This is a genomic window from Pseudoxanthomonas sp. (genome assembly GCF_002863005.1).
GTDB lineage: Bacteria > Pseudomonadota > Gammaproteobacteria > Xanthomonadales > Xanthomonadaceae > Pseudoxanthomonas_A.
Window position 1 is genome coordinate 141,880 of sequence record NZ_PKDG01000049.1, and the last position, 19,902, is coordinate 161,781.

A 19,902-nucleotide genomic window follows, 5' to 3' on the forward strand; every position below is an offset into this window, starting at 1 on the left:
GGGGCGGGTCATGGACAAGCGCATGAAGATGAAGCTGTTGGACTACACGTTGATCACGCTGCTGGCCGGCGCGGCGCCGATGGTGGCCGCGCAGGAAGCGGCCACGACCGCGGACAACCCCGCGCAGGGCGAAGGCGCGACGGTCACGTGCGACACGGAGCGCTGCACCAGCGAGGACGGATTGTTCTTCCGCCTGCGCACGCGCAGCTACGACGATCCGGTGACGCAGGCGACCGGCGCGCACGCCACCTCGGTCGCGCTGCAGCCCGACCGTCGCGTGACGGTGCAGGCGGCATCGCCGGCCAAGGCGGTGGTGACCGGCAAGTTCTCGATCGACCTGCCCGGCGGCGGCGCGATCTGGGCGACCGAAGATCCCACGCTCGGCCAGCCGGAACTGTCGGTGTCCGCACCGTCGTTCGCGGCGTTCGATGGCACGGGCATCCTCAAGCCGGTGCCGTTCTACGTACGCGGCAACTATCCGGCCTTCATCGCGCGGCTGGAGATCAGCGTGTATCGCGCGAGCGATGCGGACCTGATCGAGCCGCTGGCGACCGTGCCGCTGGATGTGGCGGCCGTGACGCGCGCCGAATGGGACGGCGCGCTGCCGGCCAAGTATCGCTTCCGCAAGGGCGATGAGCTGGTCTACGTGCTGCGCGCCACGGGAGCCGACGGCCAGGTCGACGAAACCCTGCCGCGCACGTTGCAGCTGGTGTCGCCGGAGGAAGCCGAACGCGGCGCCACCGCACTGCGCACGAGCACCGAGCGCCAACTGGGCAATGCACTCAGCACCGAGCAGGCGCAGGCGCAGAGCCTGATCGACGACGTCTTCGCGGGAAATGGCCTGCGCCAGCAGAACATCCCGCTATACGGCTCGCGCGTGCGCATCCAGGGCCGCAACCTGCCCGCCGATGCTGCGTTGCGCATCAACGGCCAGGAATACCCCGTGGACCTGGAGCGCAAGTTCGTCGCCGAGTACCTGGTGCCGGTGGGCAAGCACCGCTTCGACATCGCGGTGGGCGGGCATGGCGACGGCGAAGCGCCGACGCCATCGCATTCGCTGGACATCGACGTCACCGGCCGCTACTTCTTCGGCGTCGGCCTGGCCGACGTGACCATCGCGCAGAACAGGATCAGCGGTTCGTCGGCCTCGTTCCAGGGCGATGCGCGCTACCAGGACGACGTGATCAGCGACGGCCGGCTGGCGTTCTACGGCAAGGCGAAATGGCGGGGCAAGTACCTGGTGACGGCGCAGGCCGATACCACCGAACGCGATCTGGAGCGCCTGTTCGACGGCTTCACCCAGGCCGATCCGCAGGACATCTTCCGCCGCCTCGACCCCGACCTGTACTACCCGGTCTACGGCGACGATTCGAACACCTATCGCGACGTCGACACGATGGGGCGCTTCTACCTGCGCGTGGACTGGGACAAGAACCAGGCCCTGTGGGGCAACTATGCGACCGGAATCACCGGTACCGAATTCGGCCAGTACCAGCGTTCGCTTTACGGTGCGGCGCTCAACTGGCGCTCCAATGCCAGCAACCGGTGGGGCGATGCCGGCAGCGAACTGCGTGTGTTCGGGTCCCAGCCGGAGAGCGCGCCGGGCCACAACGAATTCATCGGTACCGGCGGCAGCCTCTATTACCTGCGCCACACGGACCTGCTGCCCGGTTCGGACGTGGTGACGCTGGAGGTGCGTGATCGCACCACCGGCCGTACCGAGAACCGCGTGGTACTGCAGCGGGGCACGGACTACGAGATCGACGAACTGCAGGGCCGCCTGCTGCTGACGCGCCCGCTGGCGCAGATCAGCCGCGACAACAATCCCACGCTCACGCGCGATGCGCCGCTCGATGGCCTGGAGCAGCGCCTCCTGGTGGACTACGAATGGGTGCCGTCCGGTTTCGACGCGGACGAGCTCACTGTCGGCCTGCGCGGCAAGCACTGGTTCGGCGACCACGTCGGCGTGGGCGCGACCTACATCGACGAAAGCCGCGCGGGCGAGGACTACACGCTGAAGGGCGGCGACCTCACGCTGCAGGCGGGCAAGGGCACCTTCGTGAAGGCCGAGTATGCGCGCAGCGAGTCGTTCGGCCTGCCGGCATTCTTCTCCGACAACGGCGGCCTGAGCTTCATCCAGCAGAACGACACCGCGCTGAACCGCGAAGGCGAGGCGAAGGCACTGGAAGCACGCGCCAACTTCAAGGGACTGGGCTGGACCGAGCACGACTGGAGCGCCGGGGCCTGGTGGCGCCGCACCGACGCCGGCTATTCGGTTTCCCGCTACGACAACGGCCTGCCGGTGACCGAGTACGGCGCCGAAGTACTGGGCCAGTTCGACCAGAACATCCGCCTGTACAGCCGCTACACCCGCGCCGAACGCGGCACGGACACGCTGGACCAGGCGCAGGCGACAGTGGAATGGCGGATCAGCGACGACGGCACGCTGGGCGTGGAAGTGCGACGCGTGAACGAGGAAAGCGGCGCCGTCGATGCCGCCGGCACGCTGGCGGCGCTGAAGTACCAGCACCGCATCGGCAGCGCGTGGGACGTGTATGGCGTGGCCCAGTTCACCGTGGATGACGACGGCGGCCAGTATGCCGACAACGACGCCTACACCTTGGGCGCCAGGCATCTGTTCGGCGACAACTCGTCGATCGGCGCGGAAGTCACCGACGGCGATCGTGGCAATGCGGCGACGGTCAATGCCGAATACCGCATCACGCCGGAGCACACGTTCTATGGCGGCTACACGCATTCGACCGACACCACCGGCTACGACTCGCTGTTCAACCCGCAGGGGCAGAACGGCTGGACGCTGGGCCAGCGCTGGCGCATCTCGAATCAGGCCAACGTGTTCAACGAAAGCCAGTTCCTGAAGGAGCGCGACACGTCGGGCCTGGCGCATACCTTCGGCATGGATTTCTATCCGGCGCGCGGTTGGAACACGGGCTTCACCCTGTCGCAAGGAGAACTGGAGAACGCACGATCCGGTGGCGTGGTGGATCGTCGCGCGGTCAGCGTGTCAGGCGGCCACACCTCGCCGGAGACCGACTGGCAGAGCAAGCTGGAATGGCGTGAGGACACCGGTGCGGAACAGCGCGAGCAGTGGGTCAGCACCACGCGTCTGACCCATCGCTTCAGCGACAGCTGGCGCATCGCGGCCCGCCTGAACTATGCGGACACCGACGACCGGCTCAATCCGCAGGAAGGCGCCAAGTTCATCGAGGGCAGCGTGGGCTTCGCCTACCGACCCTGGAACAGCGAGCGATGGGGCCTGTTCGGGCGCTACACCTATCTGTACGACCTGGCGAGCATGGGTCAGCTGGGCGGCGCGGAGGTCGACCAGCGCTCGCAGATCGTCTCGCTGGAAGGTGTGTACAAGCACGACCAGCACTGGGAGTTCGCCGGCAAGCTGTCGCGTCGCGAAGGCGAGGTGCGCCTGGGGCGGGGCACCGGCGCGTGGCTGGACTCGGCCACCACGTTCGGCGCCGTGCAGGCACGGTACGAACTGCGCACCCGGTGGCATGTGCTGGGCGAGTACCGCTGGCTGGACGTCGAGGACGGCGGTGCACGGCAAGGCTTCCTGGTCGGCGTCGACCGCGACCTCAACAAGCACTTCCGCATCGGTGCGGGGTACAACTTCACCCGTTTCAGCGACGACCTGACGGACTTCGACTTCGATCATCGCGGCTGGTTCGTCAACATGACCGGTACGTACTGAGCGGTCCGGGTGCGGCCAGCATGAGGGAAGGCGGGTTTCGGTCCGCCTTCTCCCGGGCATCGCGTACGGTGCCGCAGGACACACCGTCCTTGCCCCTGCGACGCGCTGTCGCAGGCCATCGCCGATAATGGGCGCATGGAATCCGTGAAGACTCGATCGGCCGCACCCGCTTCGCTCTGGTCCGGTCGCGGACTGGTGCTGCTCGGCATCGTGCTGTCCGCTTTCAACCTGCGTACCGCGGTCACCTCGCTGACGCCGTTGCTCGACATGCTGGGCGACACGTTCGGTTTCGGTGCCACCCTCACCGGCGTGTTCGGCATGCTGCCGACCGCGGCGTTCGCGCTGTTCGGCGTGGCTACGCCTGCATTGGCGCACCGCATCGGCCTGGAACGGACGGCGCTGCTGGCCATGCTGCTGGCGATGCTCGGCCTGCTGCTGCGCAGTGCGGCGGGCGACACGACGGCCCTGATGGCGGCTTCGCTCACCGCGCTGGCCGGCATGGGCATCGGCAACATCGTGCTGCCGCCGCTGGTGAAGCGCTACTTCGCCGACCGCGTGGGCACGGTCAGCACGCTGTACATCACCGTGCTGCAGGCCGGCACCATCCTGCCGGCGCTGGTTGCCGTGCCGGTCATGGAAGCGGCCGGCTGGCGCGTCTCGCTGGGCCTGTGGGCGGTCTTCGCCGCCGCGTCGGCGGTGCCGTGGTGCCTGGTGCTGTGGCAGGAGCGACAACGCAACACCCCGCTCGCCCGCGCGCACGACGCAGCGGTTGCCGTCGATGATGAAGCGCCCGAGCTGGCGGCACCGCGACCACAGGGCCGCGCATGGCGCTCGCCGGTCGCGTGGGGCATGGCGCTGATGTTCGGCATGACCTCGCTGGTGACCTATTCGATGTTCACCTGGCTGCCCAAGCTGCTGGTCGAAGCAGGCGGCACGCCGGCGCTGGGCGGCACCATGGTGGCGCTCTTCTCGACCCTGGGGCTGGTGGCATCGCTGACCATGCCGCTGATCGCCGTGCGCATGCGCAATCCGTTCATCGTGGTGGTGGTCTGCGCGGGCTTCTACGCCGCCGCGTTCGCCGGCCTGCTGCTCGCACCGATGGCGGCACCTGCGCTGTGGGTCGCGCTGCTCGGCCTAGGCCCCAGCACGTTCCCGCTGTCGCTGACGATGATCAACCTGCGCACGCGCACGCCCGAAGGCTCCGCGGCGCTGTCCGGCTTCATGCAGGGCGTAGGCTACACGCTGTCCTGCGCTGGACCGCTGGCGTTCGGCCTGCTGCACGAGCACACGCATGGCTGGACGCTGCCGATGGCGTTCCTGGGCGCATGCGTCGGCGTGCTGCTGGTTGGCGGGTACCTCGCATGCAAGCCGCGGTACCTCGAAGATACCTGGCAGTAGCAAGCCCTCAGGTGGGCCGAGTCGAAGGCGATCCCATCGTGCTGGCCCTCCATTGCGGAGATACTGGGTATCGCCGTACTCCGCTCATCCTGCGAAGCGGGACAAGGCTTAACCCCCCAACTTGATCTCCAGTTTCGCCCGCATCTGCTGGCGGAACTTCGTCGCCAGCGCGGCGAAACCCGCGCCCGTCGGGTGCATCTCGTCGAACCACTGGTCGCTGCGGGTCAGTACGCCGCGCAGGTCGACGAAGTCGAAGACCTTGCCGGTAGTACGGTCGTCGCGCAGCGGCACCAGCACGCGGTCGACGAACCCGTCGATCAGCAGGCGCGCGAACTCGCGTTGCTGCTCGATGCGTGGCAACACGTGCGCGACCTTGTTGCCGATCCACGGGCCCACGCCTTTCTTCAACAGCGCGGCGGCACCCAGGTTGCCCAGGGTCAGCTGCGCGGCGCGGCCGAGCTCGCGCGGGTAGTCGTAGGTGTGCGCCAGGATCGGCGTGTGCGGACGAATGGCCTGGAAGGAGGTGACGAAGGCACGGTAGCGGTCCAGTACCTCGGCATAACGACCTGTGTCCACGACACGCTGGAACGCCGCCGCCGGGCTCATCGGTGCCGCCCCGCGGAACGTGGCCTGCAGGAAGGTGTCGACGAAGTCGTTGCCGCCTGCACTGACCAGCACCAGGTCGAATTCGAACCCGCGATACCACGTGGACAGGTCGCGGATGCCGCTGGCCGCGAACATGTCGGTTGCCAGATCCCCGCTGTCCTCGGTACGGAAGAACAGGCCGCCCGCCCCGAACAGCGGCACGCCCTTCTTTTCGTCCTCCGGCGCGGGGTACACCAGCCAGTCCAGCAGGTTCATCGACAGTGGCGTGGAGAACCACGAGTCGCCTTCGCAGAACACGATGGGCGTGGAGGCGAAGGCGGCGGGCTTGCGGGCGAGGGCGCGGTACAGCGTGCGGAATTCACCGCGGCGGGTGGTCATCAATGACTGCGAAGCGGGCATCGGGTGTCTCCATGGGGCAGGGGTCCCCTGAGGGGAGCAACGCACGGAGTGAGCCATGGCGGCCGTCACGTGCTGCGGACGACACTGCGCGCGTTGATACTGACATGGTGCGGGTGACGACTCGCCCCACAGGAGCGGCGTGCGAGCCTCAAAGACTCGCCGGCGACCCTCCGATGCCCATCGTCGAGTCGCATGCACCTCGGATGCGACTCGAAAATCGTCGAGGGCGAGTGTCCACACTTCGGGGCTGCAAGCCTCCACGTGCCGGCCGCCAAGCCTTGGGTGTCGGCCGCAAGGCACGAAGCCTCGCGCTTCACCCGCCGCATGTCGGTGGCGAGGCTTCGGCCCTTGAAGCGACAAGCGTATCTGGCTCGCGCGCGACATTTCTTGTGTCGCCGGCGAAACGCTGGAGGTCACGCGCGCGCCTTTTCCGCTGAAGGGTGGGATTCGGAATCTTGTCGGCGAGGCGTCGAGGCTCGACGACGGCGGGCCGACGTTCGCTGCGGGCACCTGGAAAGGGGAGGGTGAGCCTGCAAGGGTTGGACGCTGGTCACCGCACCTGTGTTCCGGACACGGGCGACCGCCGTTGGCTTTCCCATACCGGTGGTTTACAGGAAGTCACAACGACTTCCGGCAGGGGTTTGCCGACCGGGGCGGTGCTATCTAGTCGGTTTCCTGACACCGCTGGGGAGCACCGCATGACCACCCGTCGTGACCTGTTCAAGCTGGGCGCGCTGGCCGCCGCCGCCGCCGCGCTGCCGTCGTTCGCCTCCGCCGCCAGCGAGACCAAGCCGGTGGGCAAGGCGGCCAAGCCGCTCAATATCCTGATCCTCGGCGGCACCGGCTTCACCGGACCGTTCCAGGTCGAATACGCGCTCAAGCGCGGCCACAAGGTCACGCTGTTCAACCGCGGCAAGCGCCCGTCGCCGGAGTGGCCGTCGACCGTCGAGCAGCTGCACGGCGACCGCAACACCGGCGACCTCGCCGCGCTGAAGGGGCGCAAATGGGACGTCTGCATCGACAACCCCACCAGCCTGCCGTTCTGGGTGCGCGATGCGGGAAAGGTGCTGAAGGGCAACGTGGGCCACTACCTCTTCATCTCCACCATCTCGGTGTATGCCGACGGCAGCAAGCCCGGCATCAACGAGACCTCGCCGCTGGCGCAGTACAAGGGCAAGGATGCGATGGCCGAAACGCAGCAGACGCTGCGCGCCGACATCGAGAACCTTTATGGCCCGCTGAAGGCGCTGAGCGAAGCCGAAGCGCACAAGCAGTTCGGCAAGAACGTCACCATCGTGCGGCCCGGTTACATCGTCGGCCCGCGCGACGAGACCGATCGCTTCACCTACTGGCCGCACCGCGTGGCGCAGGGAGGGGAGATCCTGGTGCCCGGCGATGGCCAGGACCCCATCCAGATCATCGACGGCCGCGACCTGGGCGAATGGATGATCCGCCTGGCCGAGGCCCGCACGCTGGGTACCTTCAACGCCTGCGGCCCGGACTCTTCGCTGTCGATGGACGCCATGCTGTACGGCTGCCAGGCCGTCACCGGTGGCGGCATGACGCTCACCCACGTGCCGCCGGCATTCCTCGACGAGCAGCAGGTCGGCCTGCCGATCTGGGTGCCGTCGAAGGACAACCCGTACGCGGGCTACGGCGCGGTCAGCAACCAGCGTGCGATCGCCGCGGGGCTCACGTTCCGTCCGCTCGCCACCACGGTGGAAGACCTGCTGGCGTGGTTCCGCAGCCTGCCGGCCGAGCGTCAGGCCAAACTGGGCGCGGGCATCACGCGCGAGAAGGAAGCCGAACTGCTCAAGGCGTGGCACGCGCGCAAGGGCTGAGGCATCCCCGCGCGCGGGCGCGACCGCGACCGCGCCTGATACCGCGAGTCCCTATCGCTCCCGACGCACCAGCGTGCGGTCCACCGGGCCGCGGCGCTGCCAGTCGGGCACGACGCGCTCGCTGGATATGCTGTCGGCGGATGCCGGCGTTCCCGTGCCCGTCGCCATCAGCGATGGAATCGATGCAGCGGTCGCTGCCTCGTCGAATTTCGGCGCGATGTCCGTGCCCTGCATGAGGCCCAGCGGCGCGTAGCCCGTATAGCCGGGGAACACCTGGCTGAGGTTGGCGTTGCCCATGCGGCGGATGAGGATCTCCGACATCACGCGGCGGTAGTCGGTGGTCACCGGCACGTCGCCGAAGGTAGGCGAGAGGGTTTCCGGATTCAGCCCGGGCCAGCTGCCGTAGAAGCGGCGCCCGTTGACCGGGCCACCCAGCACCAGCATCGGATTGCCGTAGCCATGATCGGTACCGCCGTTGGCGTTCGCCCGCACGCGACGGCCGAATTCCGACTGCACCACCACCGTCACCCGCGCCATCTCGCCGGTGCCATTGAGTTCGGCATAGAACGCGGCCAGCGCCTGCGACAGTTCGGCGATCTTGTTCTGGTAGTAGTGATAGCCACTGCCCGCGGTGCCCTGGCCCTCGTGCGTGTCCCAGCCGCCCAGGTCCAGCGTGGCGTAGCGCAGGCCCAGGTTGAAGCGGATGGTCTGCGCGATGGTCCACAACTGTTGCGCGAAATTGCCGGTCGGCCAGCTGGCCGGCAGGCTGGCGTAGCCCTGCTGCCCGATCAGGCGCAGCGCGCCGTCCGCGCGGCGGCCGTTGACCTCCATGCCGGTCTGGCCGTTCCACAGCGAGGCCACGGTCTCGCTGACGCCGCGCAGGCCGCTGGGCGAATCGCTGCGCGTACGCTGCCAGCTCCACGCGGTGGTGTTGAGCGAGAAGTCGGACGGGCTGCTCATGGTCAGCGCATCGATCGCGCCCATCAGGCCGGCGGGCTGCGTGCCGCTGACCCCGAGCGCCGGCAGGGTGCCGGTACCGTTGGGTCGCGTCTCCCAGGCGCGCGTCATCCAGCCGGTCGGCGAACCGTACTTCCCGGGCGTGCCCAGGTCGATGTACAGCTGCGCGTCGAAGTGGCTGCGCGTTACCGTCGTCGCCATGCCGCAGGCGTGCACGATGGCCATCCTGCCGTCGTTCCACAGGTCGCGCAGGCCGGTCGCGGACGGGTGCAGGCCGAAGCCGGTGCCGGCGCCGCCGGACAGCGTCAGCGGCAATGCACCGTACGCGCCACTGGTCTCGATCTTCAGGCTGGGGCGCGCTTCCTCGTAGAAGCCGCGGTCCACGCCATCGATCGGGACGACCAGGTTCAGGCCATCGATGCCGCCCCGCAGGAACAGGTGCACGACGGTGTCGTAGCTGTTGACGGCGGCATCGGCGGGGTCGGCGAACATCAGGCTGGCGCCGGTGGTGCCGACGATGGCGGCCGCGCCGCAGCCTTTGACGAACTCGCGTCGGGTCAGTCGGAAATCGGTCATCGTCGCCTCAGCGGCTCATGAATTCGGGAGTCATCAGGATCAGCGCCACCAGGCTGCGCAGGCGCTCGTGGTTGTAATGCCGCTTCAGGTCGCTGCCCTGCCACGTGTTGGTGTCGGTGATGACGTAGGTGTTGGGGTCGCCGTTCTGGGCCATGAACGCCACCAATGCCTGCTTGCGCGCGGCCTCCGGCTGGTAGCCCAGCAGGCGCGTGCACCACCAGGTGACCAGGGTATTCGCGGTCCAGTTGGCGACGGGCACGTTCGCGCGCGTCGTGTCGACGATCGGGTGCAGCGGCACCTCGCCGTCCTTGGTTTCGGTCAGCCAGCCCAGCAGGCGCCAGGTCATGGCGTACGAGTTGGAACCCGACCACGCCAGGCCGGCATCGGGATACCCGTTCGGCGCCGGCCAGTTGTACGGGGTGTGGCCGGTGAACCCATAGAGCCACATGAAGTCGCCGCTGCGGCCATGGTCCAGCCTGAGCGTCCAGTCGCCGCCCAGCGTGCGCATCGCGGCCACGGCGCAGTCGAACGGGCGGCGGTTCTTCTGGCCGAAGCTGTTGATGAAATCGTCGGAATTCAGGATGTGCCGCAGCACCAGTTCGATCTGGTTCGGGGCGCGCCAGTTGGCGCGGAAGATCGCGGCCGCGCTGTCGATCAACGCCTGCTTGGGCGTGTCGCTGATGAATCGGCGGATCAGCTTCTTGCAGATGAACTTGGCCACGCGCGGATGGCTGGCCAGGCGGTCCAGCACATCGCGGCCGTCCTTGAGCGCCGGTTGTTCGGGATAGATCAGCATGCCGAGCAGGAACTTCGGCCCGGCGTCGTGCCATGACTGCCGATAGACGAACGTACCGTCGTTCTCGGTGGGGAACTGCCAGTGCCCGTTCTTCGCCGACCAGCCGGTGAACGCGGCGGAGGTTTCGTACACGTCGATGTCGGTGTAACCGATCGGGTACGCCGGATCCTCGGGGCAGGGCGGCACCTGGAACGGATCCATGAAGCCCAGGTAGTTCTCGGCCCCGAAGGTGTGCAGCTCCAGCAGCTCCCGGGCGAAGTTCTCGTTCGGGCCCGAGCGCGAATTGCTGATGTTGTCCAGGTAATACAGCATCGCCGTGCTCTGGGCCACGCCTTCCAGCATCGTGCGGAAGTTGCCCTTGGCGTTGGCGCGGATCACGTCGCGGTCGTAGTGCACGAACACGGGTCCCACGCTGAAGTCGGTGCCCAGCACGTTGAAGTGGTCGTGCCAGAAGTTCACCAGCACTTCGCGCAGCTGGCGGCGCGAGTACACCGCGCGCACGAAGGCGGCACGCTGCACCTCGTTGGCGGGGCGCATGCGGATGTTGTATTCCGGGTCCGGAACCACGTGGTCGGCCCACAGCTGGGCGAGCGACTTGTTGAGCGTGGTGTAGCCGCCGGCGGTGAGGCGAGTGGTGACTGCGCTGTCGTCGATCGCATCCCAGTTGAGCTGCCAGTCGACATAGTTGGCCAGGCGCTGGCGGTCGCTGCTGCCGAGCGCATTGAACTCGGCGACCGTGGTGGCGGTGGCGCCGTAGCTCAGGTTGTTGAGTGCCTGCACGGCGAACGGCGGGCGAGCCAGGGTCAGCAGCCGGGGATTCGACTGTCCCATCATCACGCGGCCACCGGTCGGCACGGCCACGGCGTCCGGTGCGGGCGTGGTGTCCTTGGGACTGGCGCGCTCGCCGCCTTTCCAGCCGTACAGGCGATTCAGGCGCTGACGGACCTGCGTGCCGATGTCGGCGGTCGCCACCGGCGGTCGTTCGGGGCCGGCGTCGCGCCGGGCGCGTGCGCCGACGGCCGTGCGCCGGAGTGGGCCACGCGCGGCGAGCCGACGCCACGGGACGGTGTAGTACGCCATGCGGATTTCCCTGCCTTCCCCGGAATGCGGGAAGTATTGTGCAAGCGCGATGCCCCGTTTGGGACCGCGCGCACAGGCCGGTCACGCCATGGGTGGCCTCAGACCCAGCCCGTGGCGTAAAACACGCCGATGATCACGAACACCGCCGTGGTCTTGATCAGCGTGATGGCGAAGATGTCCTTGTACGACTGCCGGTGGCTGAGGCCGGTCACAGCCAGCAGGGTGATCACCGCACCATTGTGGGGCAGGGTGTCCATTCCGCCGGAGGCCATCGACGCCACGCGATGCAACACCTCCATCGGGATGCCGGCCGCGTTCGCGTTGGCGATGAAGCTGTCCGCCATGGCCGCCAGCGCGATGCTCATGCCGCCCGAGGCCGAACCGGTGATGCCGGCCAGCGCGGTGACGGAGATCGCTTCGTTGACCAGCGGATTGGGAATGGCCTGCAGCGCGTTGGCCACCACCAGGAAGCCGGGCAGGGCAGCGATGACGGCGCCGAAGCCGTATTCCGAGGCGGTGTTCATCGAGGCCAGCAACGCGCCGCCGATGGCGCTCTTGGTGCCTTCGGCGAAGCTGGCGAACACCGGCTTCCACGCGAACGCGATCACCGAGACGATGCCGACCAGCAACGCGCCCTGCACGGCCCAGATCGCGGCGACCTTCGAGACCTCCTGCACCACCGGTGCGGGATTGCCGATCACGGCCGGGATGAAGGACTGGCTGTCGCCGTAGAAGCCCGGGATCCAGCGGGTGAACAGGAAGTTCGCCACGCCCACCAGCAGCAGCGGCAGGATCGCGATCAGCGGATGCGCCAGGCGATCGCCCTTGAAGGGCTCGGGTTCGTTGCGCAGTTCCTCGCTGCCCGCGTAGCTCTCGCCGTTGCGCGCGGCCACCCGGCGGCGCCATTCGAGATAGGTCATGCCGACGATCAGGATGAAGATGCCGCCGATCGTGCCCAGCACCGGCGCGGCCCAGCCGGTGGTGCCGAAGAACGAGGTGGGGATGATGTTCTGGATCTGCGGCGTGCCCGGCAGCGCATCCATGGTGAAGGTGAAGGCGCCCAGCGCGATGGTGCCCGGCACCAGCCGCTTGGGGATGTCGCTCTGGCGGAACAGTTCCGCCGCGAACGGATACACCGCGAACACCACCACGAACAGCGACACGCCGCCGTAGGTCAGCAGCGCGCACACCAGCACGATGGACAGCATGGCGCGCTGCGCGCCGACCACCTTGATGGCCGCTTTCACGATCGCCTTGGAGAAGCCGGAGATCTCGATCAGCTTGCCGAACACCGCGCCCAGCAGGAACACGGGGAAGTACAGTTTCAGGAAGCCGACCATCTTGTCCATGAACAGGCCGGTGAACATCGGCGCGACCAACGACGGATCGGTGAGCAGCACCGCGCCCAGCGCCGCGATCGGCGCGAACAGGATGACGCTGTAGCCGCGGTAGGCCACGAACATCAGGAAACACAGCGCGGCCAGCACGATCAGGAACGACATCCAACACTCCTCGGCCAGCGCCGGTTGCAGTGCGGCGAGTATCCGCAGGGCCGTGCCGGCTGTCCCACTGTACGAAGGTACGATGCCCTCCGCGCGGGCCACCCCCTAGTGTTCGCTTCAATCGGCGGCACCCGCCCGCCGCCAACGTCATACCCGGGAGGGGGAGACCCATGAAGCGCAAGCACCTGAGCCTGGCCATCGGCTGTGTCCTGTTGTCGTCCGTGCCGGTGGCATGGGCGCAGGACGCCGCGCCGGCCGCCGGCACGCCAGCCACCAACGCCACCACGCTCGATTCGGTCAAGGTCACCGCGCGCAAGCGCGAGGAGACCCTGCAGGACGTGCCGGTCGCGGTCACCGCGTTCACGCCGGAGACGCTGGACAAGCTCAACATCAAGGACCTGGGCGACCTCGATGCGCAGGTGCCGAACCTGACCGTGTACGCGGCGCGCGGCTCCACCAGCACCGTGACCGCCTATATCCGCGGCGTGGGCCAGGCCGATCCGCTGTGGGGCGTGGACCCGGGCGTGGGCATCTACCTGGACGACGTCTACATCGCCCGTCCGCAGGGCGCGCTGCTGGACGTGTTCGACGTGGAGCGCATCGAAGTGCTGCGTGGACCGCAGGGCACGCTGTACGGCAAGAACACCATCGGCGGTGCGATCAAGTACATCTCGCGCGGCCTGCCGCAGGAGACCACCGGCTTCGCCTCCGTCACCGTGGGCAACTACAACCAGTTGGACGTGAAAGCCGCGCTGGGCGGCGAGATCGGCAGCAAGGACAGCGGCCTGCGCGGCCGCGTCTCGGTGGCGAGCATGAACCGCGACGGCTTCGGTGAGAACACGTACACCGGCCAGGAGGTCAGCGACAAGGAGATCAACGCGGTCCGCATGCAGCTGGGCGCGTACTCGCAGGATGATTTCGACGTGCAGTTCGCCTTCGACTACATGGACGACCAGTCCGGTGTGCGCGGTGCGAAGATGCTGGCGCCCAACCCCCTGGCCCCGGCCTATCCGCCGACCAGCGACCGCTACGACATCCGCAGCGGCATGAAGAACATCAACGACACCGAGATGAAGGGCGCCTCGGTCACCGCCAACTGGAGGCCGAGCGACAACTGGGCGTTCAAGTACGTCGCCGCCAAGCGCGAATCCGACACCGAGACCAACATCGACTTCGACACCACGCCGTTGCCGCTGGTGGACGTGCGCGCGTTCTACAGCGACAGCCAGGTGAGCCAGGAACTGCAGGCGAACTACGACGGCGGCGGCCGCGCCCGCGGCGTGATGGGCCTGTACTGGTTCAATGGCGACGCCGGTGGCCAGGTGCTGAACTATTTCTGGAATCCGCTGCTGGCCACCGGCCTGACCAATCCGCTGTTCGGCGACACCCAGGGCGTGGTCAACACCAAGAGCATCGCGCTGTACGCCGACTGGACCTTCGACCTGACCGACCGCCTGAAGCTGGACGTGGGCGCGCGCTACACGGACGAAGACAAGCATGCCGTCGCGCTGAACCGCTTCTACACCAATAACCAGTACGAAACGTCGTGGGGCACGGCGGCGAACTTCGACAAGACGGTCAACTTCAAGAACGTCTCGCCGAAGGTCTCGCTGGACTACCAGGTCACCCCCGACATCATGGTCTACGGCCTGGCCTCGCGCGGTTTCAAGTCGGGCGGCTACAACATCCGCGCCAACACCACGGCGGTGCCGCGCTCGGGCGAGCCGTTCGACGACGAATCGGTCGACAGCTTCGAGATCGGCAGCAAGATGTCGTTCCTCGACCAGCGCGTGTTCCTGAACCTGTCGGCGTTCCACAACAAGTACGAGGACATCCAGCTGTCGGTGTTCACCTCATACACGCTGCCGAACGGCTCGCAGAGCTTCTTCGGCGACTTCACCAATGCCGGCAAGGGCACCGTGAACGGCGTGGAAGTCGAGTACCAGTTCCTGCCGACGGCCAACTGGCTGATCAGCGGCAACCTGGCCTGGCTGGACGCGAAGTACGACGAGTTCATCACCAGCGGCGTCAACGTGGCCGACAGCCAGCGCTTCACCAATGCACCGGAATTCTCCGGCGCGCTCAACGTGGAGTACCGCACCGACCTGGCCAACGGCGGCAACCTGTCCGCGCGCGTGGGCTATTCGTACCAGTCCGAAGTGTGGCCGACCACCGACCTGAGCCCGCTGATCCGGCAGGAGGGCTACGGCCTCTTGAACGCGGGCGTGATCTGGAAGCTCGACGACGCGTGGAGCCTGTCGCTGCAGGGCACCAACCTGGCCGACGAGGAGTACCGCACCACCGGTTACAACATCGCCGCCTATGGCGTGCTGACCGGCTTCTACGGTCCGCCGCGCCAGTACAGCCTGACCGCGCGCTACGACTTCTGACGCGTAGTCCCAGGCGACGCGGCGCTGTGCATGCAGCGCCGCGTCGTCGTTCGTTGGCGGGTGCGCGGAAGGCGGGCGCGCCTCAGGGTTTGCGGGCGGGGCGTTCGGGCTTGCGCGGCGACGCCGGGTACTCCTCAGCCAGCAGGCCCGCCACACCGGTGGTCGGAGCCGGGGTTCCCTTGTCGGTCCTGGCGACCGAGCACTCCTGCTTGTCCTGGGCCAGGTTGGGGCAACTGACGCACTGCTTGCCGTCGGTATTGTTGACGCAGATCTCGTAGTTGTCGCCCTTGTTGGCGATGCTGCAGTCCGGGCCACGCGATATGCAGATGCCGAGCGCTGTACTGGTGCGCGTTGCCCAGGCGGGCGCGGATGCGGCAAGCAGCACGAGGGACAGCGCGGCGAAGCGCAGGAACATGGGGTTGTGCATGGCGATCTCCTTTTTCGACTCCGTGTGGGCACCCCCTTGGGCCCGGCGATGACGGAGCCGCGTGGCGGCAATCCCCTCGGAAGGAGCGTTCCGAGCGGCTTCGTCATGAGGAAGAACGAGGCCCTGCGCAGGCATCGGCCACGGAAACGGGCAGGGGACAGTGCCGATCGTCGGCGCGGTAAGATCGTGGCTGGGCGGAGAGGACCATTCGAGGAAGCATGCTGAGCATCGGCATCGTGGTGCTGGCGGGGCTGCTCTGGCTGGGCGTGCTGTTCGGCTCGGCGCTGTATGCCGAACGCCACCCGCGCGTGCTCGCCGTGCAGTGGCCCTACATCTACGCGTTGTCGCTCGCGGTCTATTGCACCTCGTGGACCTTCTTCGGCACGGTGACCCAGGCCGCGCGTTACGGCTGGCCGCTGCCGCCGACCTTCGTCGGCACCATCCTGCTGTATGTGTTCGGTGCGTTCCTGCTGGTGCGGCTGGTGCGCATGGCGCGCGAATCCAACGCGACCTCGCTGGCCGACCTGATCGCCACGCGGCTGGGCAAGGACGGCTGGCTGGCGGCCACCATCACCTTGGTCGCGGCGCTGGGCCTGATTCCCTACATCGCGTTGCAGTTGAAGGCGGTGGCGATGAGCTTCGCGCTGCTGACGCGTTCGCCCGGCAACGATGCGCTGCCGGCCTGGCAGGACAGCGCGCTGTACGTGGCGCTGGCGATGGCGGTGTTCGCGATGCTGTTCGGCACGCGGCGCGCCAGCGCGGTGGAGCACAACCGCGGCCTGGTGTTGGCGATGGCGTTCGAATCGCTGTTCAAGCTGGCGGCGATGCTGGCACTGGGCGTGTTCGTCTGGTGGGGCTTGCCCGAACTGCCTGACGTGCCGCCGGTGCAGGCGCCGCCCTCGACCACCTACGGCTTCCTGCCATTGGTCGCGCTCGGCGTGCTGGCGATGTTCACCCTGCCGCACCAGGTGCATGTGGGCGTGGTCGAATGCCGCGATGAGCGGCATGTGCGCACGGCGCGCTGGCTGTTCCCGCTGTACATGGTGCTGATGGCGGCACCGCTGTTGCCGTTGGCGCGCGCCGGCGGCGCGATGTTCGGCGATGCGGTGCCTTCCGATCTCTACGTACTGGCGCTGCCGCTGTCGCAGGGGCACCAGGGCCTCGCGTTGCTCGCCTTCCTCGGCGGCCTGAGCGCGGCCACCGGCATGGTGGTGGTCAGCACGCTGACGCTGAGCCTGATGATCGGCAATCACTGGCTGGCGCCGGGCCTGCTGCGCGGCGGCTGGTTGCGCGGCACCGGCGGCGACCTGCGCGGTGCGGTGCTGGCGCAGCGGCGTATCGGCATCGTCGCGGTGATGCTGTTGGCGTGGGCCTACAGTCGGTTGGTCGCCGGCAACGATGCGCTGGCCGACGTGGGCGCGGTGTCGTTCTCCGCGCTGGCCACGCTCGCACCCGCCCTGGGTTTCGCGATCTGGCGCCCGCAGACGCCACCGCGCGCGGTGATCGCCGGCATCGTGGTCGGTTTCCTGGTCTGGGCCTGGCTGTTGCTGTTGCCGGTGACGATGGATGCGCGCGGACTGTCGCCGGCGTGGTTGCAGGAGGGACCCTTCGGCATCGCGGGGCTGTCGCCCGATGGCTTCTTCGGCCTGACCGGGTGGAGCCGCCTGGGGCGCGCGGTCGGCGTCAGCCTGTTCTGCGGCACGGCGGTGACGTTGCTGGTGATGGGCTGGCGCGGCAACGCGCCGCGCCGCGCCGACAGTCGAGGTTTCGACAGCAAGACCTTGCGCGATGCGGGTCGCCGGTTCCTGCCGCGCGAACGGGTCGAGGAATTGCTGGCCGACGCACCGCGCACCGGCCCCGTGCCCGGCGTGATCGAAGCGCGCCTGGAGCGCGAGTTGTCCGCGGTACTCGGTTCCGCGTCGGCCCGCCTGCTGCTGGATGCCGCGCGCCGCGAGAGCGGCGACCTCGATACCGTGGCGGCGATCGTCGGCGAGGTCTCGCAGGACCTGCGCTTCAACCAGCAGGTGCTGGAAGCGGCGCTGCAGAACATGAGCCAGGGCATCAGCGTGATCGACCGCGAGCAGCGGCTGGTGGCTTGGAACCGGCGTTACCGGGAGATGTTCGGATTTCCGGCGGAGATGCTGCAGGTCGGCCGACCGATCGCCGAGCTGACGCGCTGGGCGCTGGCGCGCATGCCGCAGCGCGGCCAGGACGAACGCGCGCTGGAGCGCAGGTTGGCCTTCATGCGCGCCGGCACGGCGCACCTCACCGAGCGCGTGTTCCCCGATGGCAGCATCGTCGAGATCCGCGGCAATCCAATGCCGGGCGGCGGCTTCGTCGCCACCTACACCGACGTGACCGCGTCGCGCCAGGCCGAACGCCAGCTCAAGCAGGCGAACGAAACGCTGGAGCAGCGCGTCGCCGAACGCACCGCACTGCTCGAGACCGCCAAGCGCGAGGCCGAGCATGCGAACGATGCGAAGAGCCGCTTCCTGACCGCGATCGGCCACGATCTGTTGCAACCGCTGCACGCGGCGCAGTTGTTCACCGACGCGCTGTCGCAGCAGCTGCCGGAGGCGCGCCAGCGCGACACGGCGCTGCAGGTACGCGGCGCGCTGGATTCCACCACGGACCTGCTGACCGGCCTGCTGGACATGTCGCGCCTCGAAGCGGGCGGCCTGCTGCCGGAGCCGCGCGACTTCCCGCTGATGGAGGTGCTGGAACCGCTGGCGTCCGAGTTCCGCGTGCTGGCGAACGAACGCGGGCTGTCGTTCGACATCGTGCCCACGCGTGCGTGGGTGCACACCGATCCGCAGCTGCTGCGGCGCATCCTGCAGAACTTCCTGGCCAATGCCGTGCGCTACACGGTGCGTGGCGGCGTGCTGCTGGGCGTGCGTCGCCATGGCGACCGGCTGCGCGTCGAAGTATGGGACACCGGCCCCGGCATCGCCGAAGCGGAGCAGCGGCGGATCTTCGAGGAATTCCGTCGCGGCGAGGATGTCCCCGGGCAGGGACTCGGACTGGGTCTGTCGATCGCCGACCGCATCGCCGCGCTGCTGGAGGCGCCGTTGTCGTTGCGGAGCCGGCTGGGGCAGGGTGCCGTGTTCGCGGTGGACCTGGTGCGGGTGGCGACGCCCGCACCTGCGCCGGTGGCCGTGGGCAAGCCGGGCCTCGCCGGTCGCCACGTGCTGGCCGTCGACAACGATCCGGCGGCGTTGTCCGCGCTGCAGCAGGTGCTGGAAGGGTGGGGCTGCAGCGTGGCCAGCGCGGGTGGAAGCGCAGGCGCGGAGATGGCGCTGCGTGAGCGTTCGGCGGACCTGTGGTTGTTCGACTTCCATCTGGATGACGGCGACACCGGCGTGGCGCTGGCCGAACGTCTGCGCGCCACGCACGGTGCTCGTCCGTGCCTGATCCTCACCGCCGACCAGACCGATGCCGTCCGCCGCGCGGTGCGCGATGCCGACCTGCCGCTGCTGGCCAAGCCGGTGCGGCCGCTGGCGTTGAAGTCGGTGCTGGACCGGCTGCTGGCCGCACGGGTCTCTGATGTGGGAGCGACGTAAGTCGCGATGGTTACGTGCGGAGACTGTCCGCACTTCTGGTTCGTCATCGCGACTTACGTCGCTCCCACAACCGCAACGCTAGAATGCGCGCCTGGATTCCGGAGTTCGCGCATGCCTTACACCCCCATCGTCGCCACCCTCGGCTACGTGCTTTCGCCCGATCGTTCGCAGGTGCTGCTGATCCATCGCAACGCGCGCCCGGATGACCAGCACCTGGGCAAGTACAACGGGCTGGGCGGCAAGATCGAGCGGGATGAGGACGTGGTGGCCGGCATGCGTCGCGAGATCCACGAGGAGGCCGGCATCGACTGCGACGCGATGACGCTGCGCGGCACGATCAGCTGGCCGGGCTTCGGCAAGCATGGCGAGGATTGGCTGGGCTTCGTCTTCCTCATCACGCGCTACAGCGGCACGCCGTTCGAACGCAATCCGGAAGGCACGCTGGAATGGGTGCCGGTGGAGAAGATCATGGAACTGCCGCTGTGGGACGGCGACCGCCACTTCCTGCCGCTGGTGTTCGACGACGATCCGCGTGGCTTCCACGGCGTCATGCCGTACCACGAGGGACGCATGGTCTCGTGGGATTACTCGCGCATCTGAAGCCGCGCTGCTCGACCCTGTAGGAGCGACGTAAGTCGCGACCGGA

The 19,902-nt window shown here is 68.0% G+C and carries 11 protein-coding genes; 6 read left to right on the plus strand and 5 right to left on the minus strand.

Translation table 11 applies throughout. The annotated features are described in order from the left end of the window. Positions 1-10 precede the first annotated feature (10 nt). Positions 11-3,724: a hypothetical protein gene (locus CYU89_RS16720; RefSeq protein ID WP_296282677.1), complete on the plus strand. Its 3,714-nt coding sequence runs from the start codon at positions 11-13 to the stop codon at positions 3,722-3,724. Between the two features lie 135 nt (positions 3,725-3,859). After that, positions 3,860-5,122, plus strand: a complete 1,263-nt coding sequence (locus CYU89_RS16725; RefSeq protein ID WP_296282678.1) for an MFS transporter — start codon at positions 3,860-3,862, stop codon at positions 5,120-5,122. A 108-nt stretch (positions 5,123-5,230) separates the two neighbouring features. Here the strand turns inward: CYU89_RS16725 and CYU89_RS16730 are convergent, their stop codons facing one another. Next, entirely contained in the window at positions 5,231-6,127 is an 897-nt protein-coding gene (locus tag CYU89_RS16730; RefSeq protein WP_296282679.1) for a hypothetical protein, read from the minus strand. Between the two features lie 698 nt (positions 6,128-6,825). Here CYU89_RS16730 and CYU89_RS16735 point away from each other — a divergent pair. After that, positions 6,826-7,968, plus strand: coding sequence for an NAD-dependent epimerase/dehydratase family protein (locus tag CYU89_RS16735; protein ID WP_296282680.1), 1,143 nt, complete (start codon positions 6,826-6,828; stop codon positions 7,966-7,968). A 51-nt stretch (positions 7,969-8,019) separates the two neighbouring features. On the opposite strand, the gene CYU89_RS16740 is transcribed toward CYU89_RS16735, so the two are convergent. The 3 genes from CYU89_RS16740 to CYU89_RS16750 all read right to left on the minus strand — a co-directional run bounded on the left by CYU89_RS16740 (position 8,020) and on the right by CYU89_RS16750 (position 12,879). Continuing rightward, a complete protein-coding gene (locus CYU89_RS16740; RefSeq protein WP_296282681.1) occupies positions 8,020-9,501 on the minus strand; it encodes a DUF1501 domain-containing protein in 1,482 nt (493 codons plus the stop codon). 7 nt (positions 9,502-9,508) lie between these two features. Further along, positions 9,509-11,377, minus strand: coding sequence for a DUF1800 domain-containing protein (locus CYU89_RS16745; RefSeq protein WP_296282682.1), 1,869 nt, complete (start codon positions 11,375-11,377; stop codon positions 9,509-9,511). 98 nt (positions 11,378-11,475) lie between these two features. Continuing rightward, positions 11,476-12,879 carry a GntP family permease gene (locus CYU89_RS16750; RefSeq protein ID WP_296282683.1) on the minus strand — a complete coding sequence of 468 codons (1,404 nt, stop codon included), beginning with the start codon at positions 12,877-12,879 and terminating at the stop codon, positions 11,476-11,478. A gap of 170 nt (positions 12,880-13,049) precedes the next feature. Here CYU89_RS16750 and CYU89_RS16755 point away from each other — a divergent pair, with 170 nt between their 5' ends. Beyond that, on the plus strand, positions 13,050-15,269 hold the full coding sequence (locus CYU89_RS16755; protein WP_296282684.1) for a TonB-dependent receptor: 2,220 nt from the start codon (positions 13,050-13,052) through the stop codon (positions 15,267-15,269). A gap of 82 nt (positions 15,270-15,351) precedes the next feature. Here the strand turns inward: CYU89_RS16755 and CYU89_RS16760 are convergent, their stop codons facing one another. Then, the gene (locus CYU89_RS16760) at positions 15,352-15,696 is read right to left on the minus strand and encodes a hypothetical protein (protein ID WP_296282685.1); all 345 of its coding nucleotides are present in this window, start codon (positions 15,694-15,696) and stop codon (positions 15,352-15,354) included. Between the two features lie 218 nt (positions 15,697-15,914). Between CYU89_RS16760 and CYU89_RS16765 the strand changes: the two genes are divergently transcribed. Next, complete coding sequence (locus tag CYU89_RS16765) at positions 15,915-19,256, plus strand: PAS-domain containing protein (RefSeq protein WP_296282686.1); 3,342 nt, start codon at positions 15,915-15,917, stop codon at positions 19,254-19,256. Positions 19,257-19,367: 111 nt separating this feature from the next. Continuing rightward, positions 19,368-19,856 (plus strand): 8-oxo-dGTP diphosphatase, encoded by a 489-nt coding sequence (locus CYU89_RS16770; RefSeq protein ID WP_093490648.1) that lies wholly within the window; start codon positions 19,368-19,370, stop codon positions 19,854-19,856. Positions 19,857-19,902: the final 46 nt, after the last annotated feature.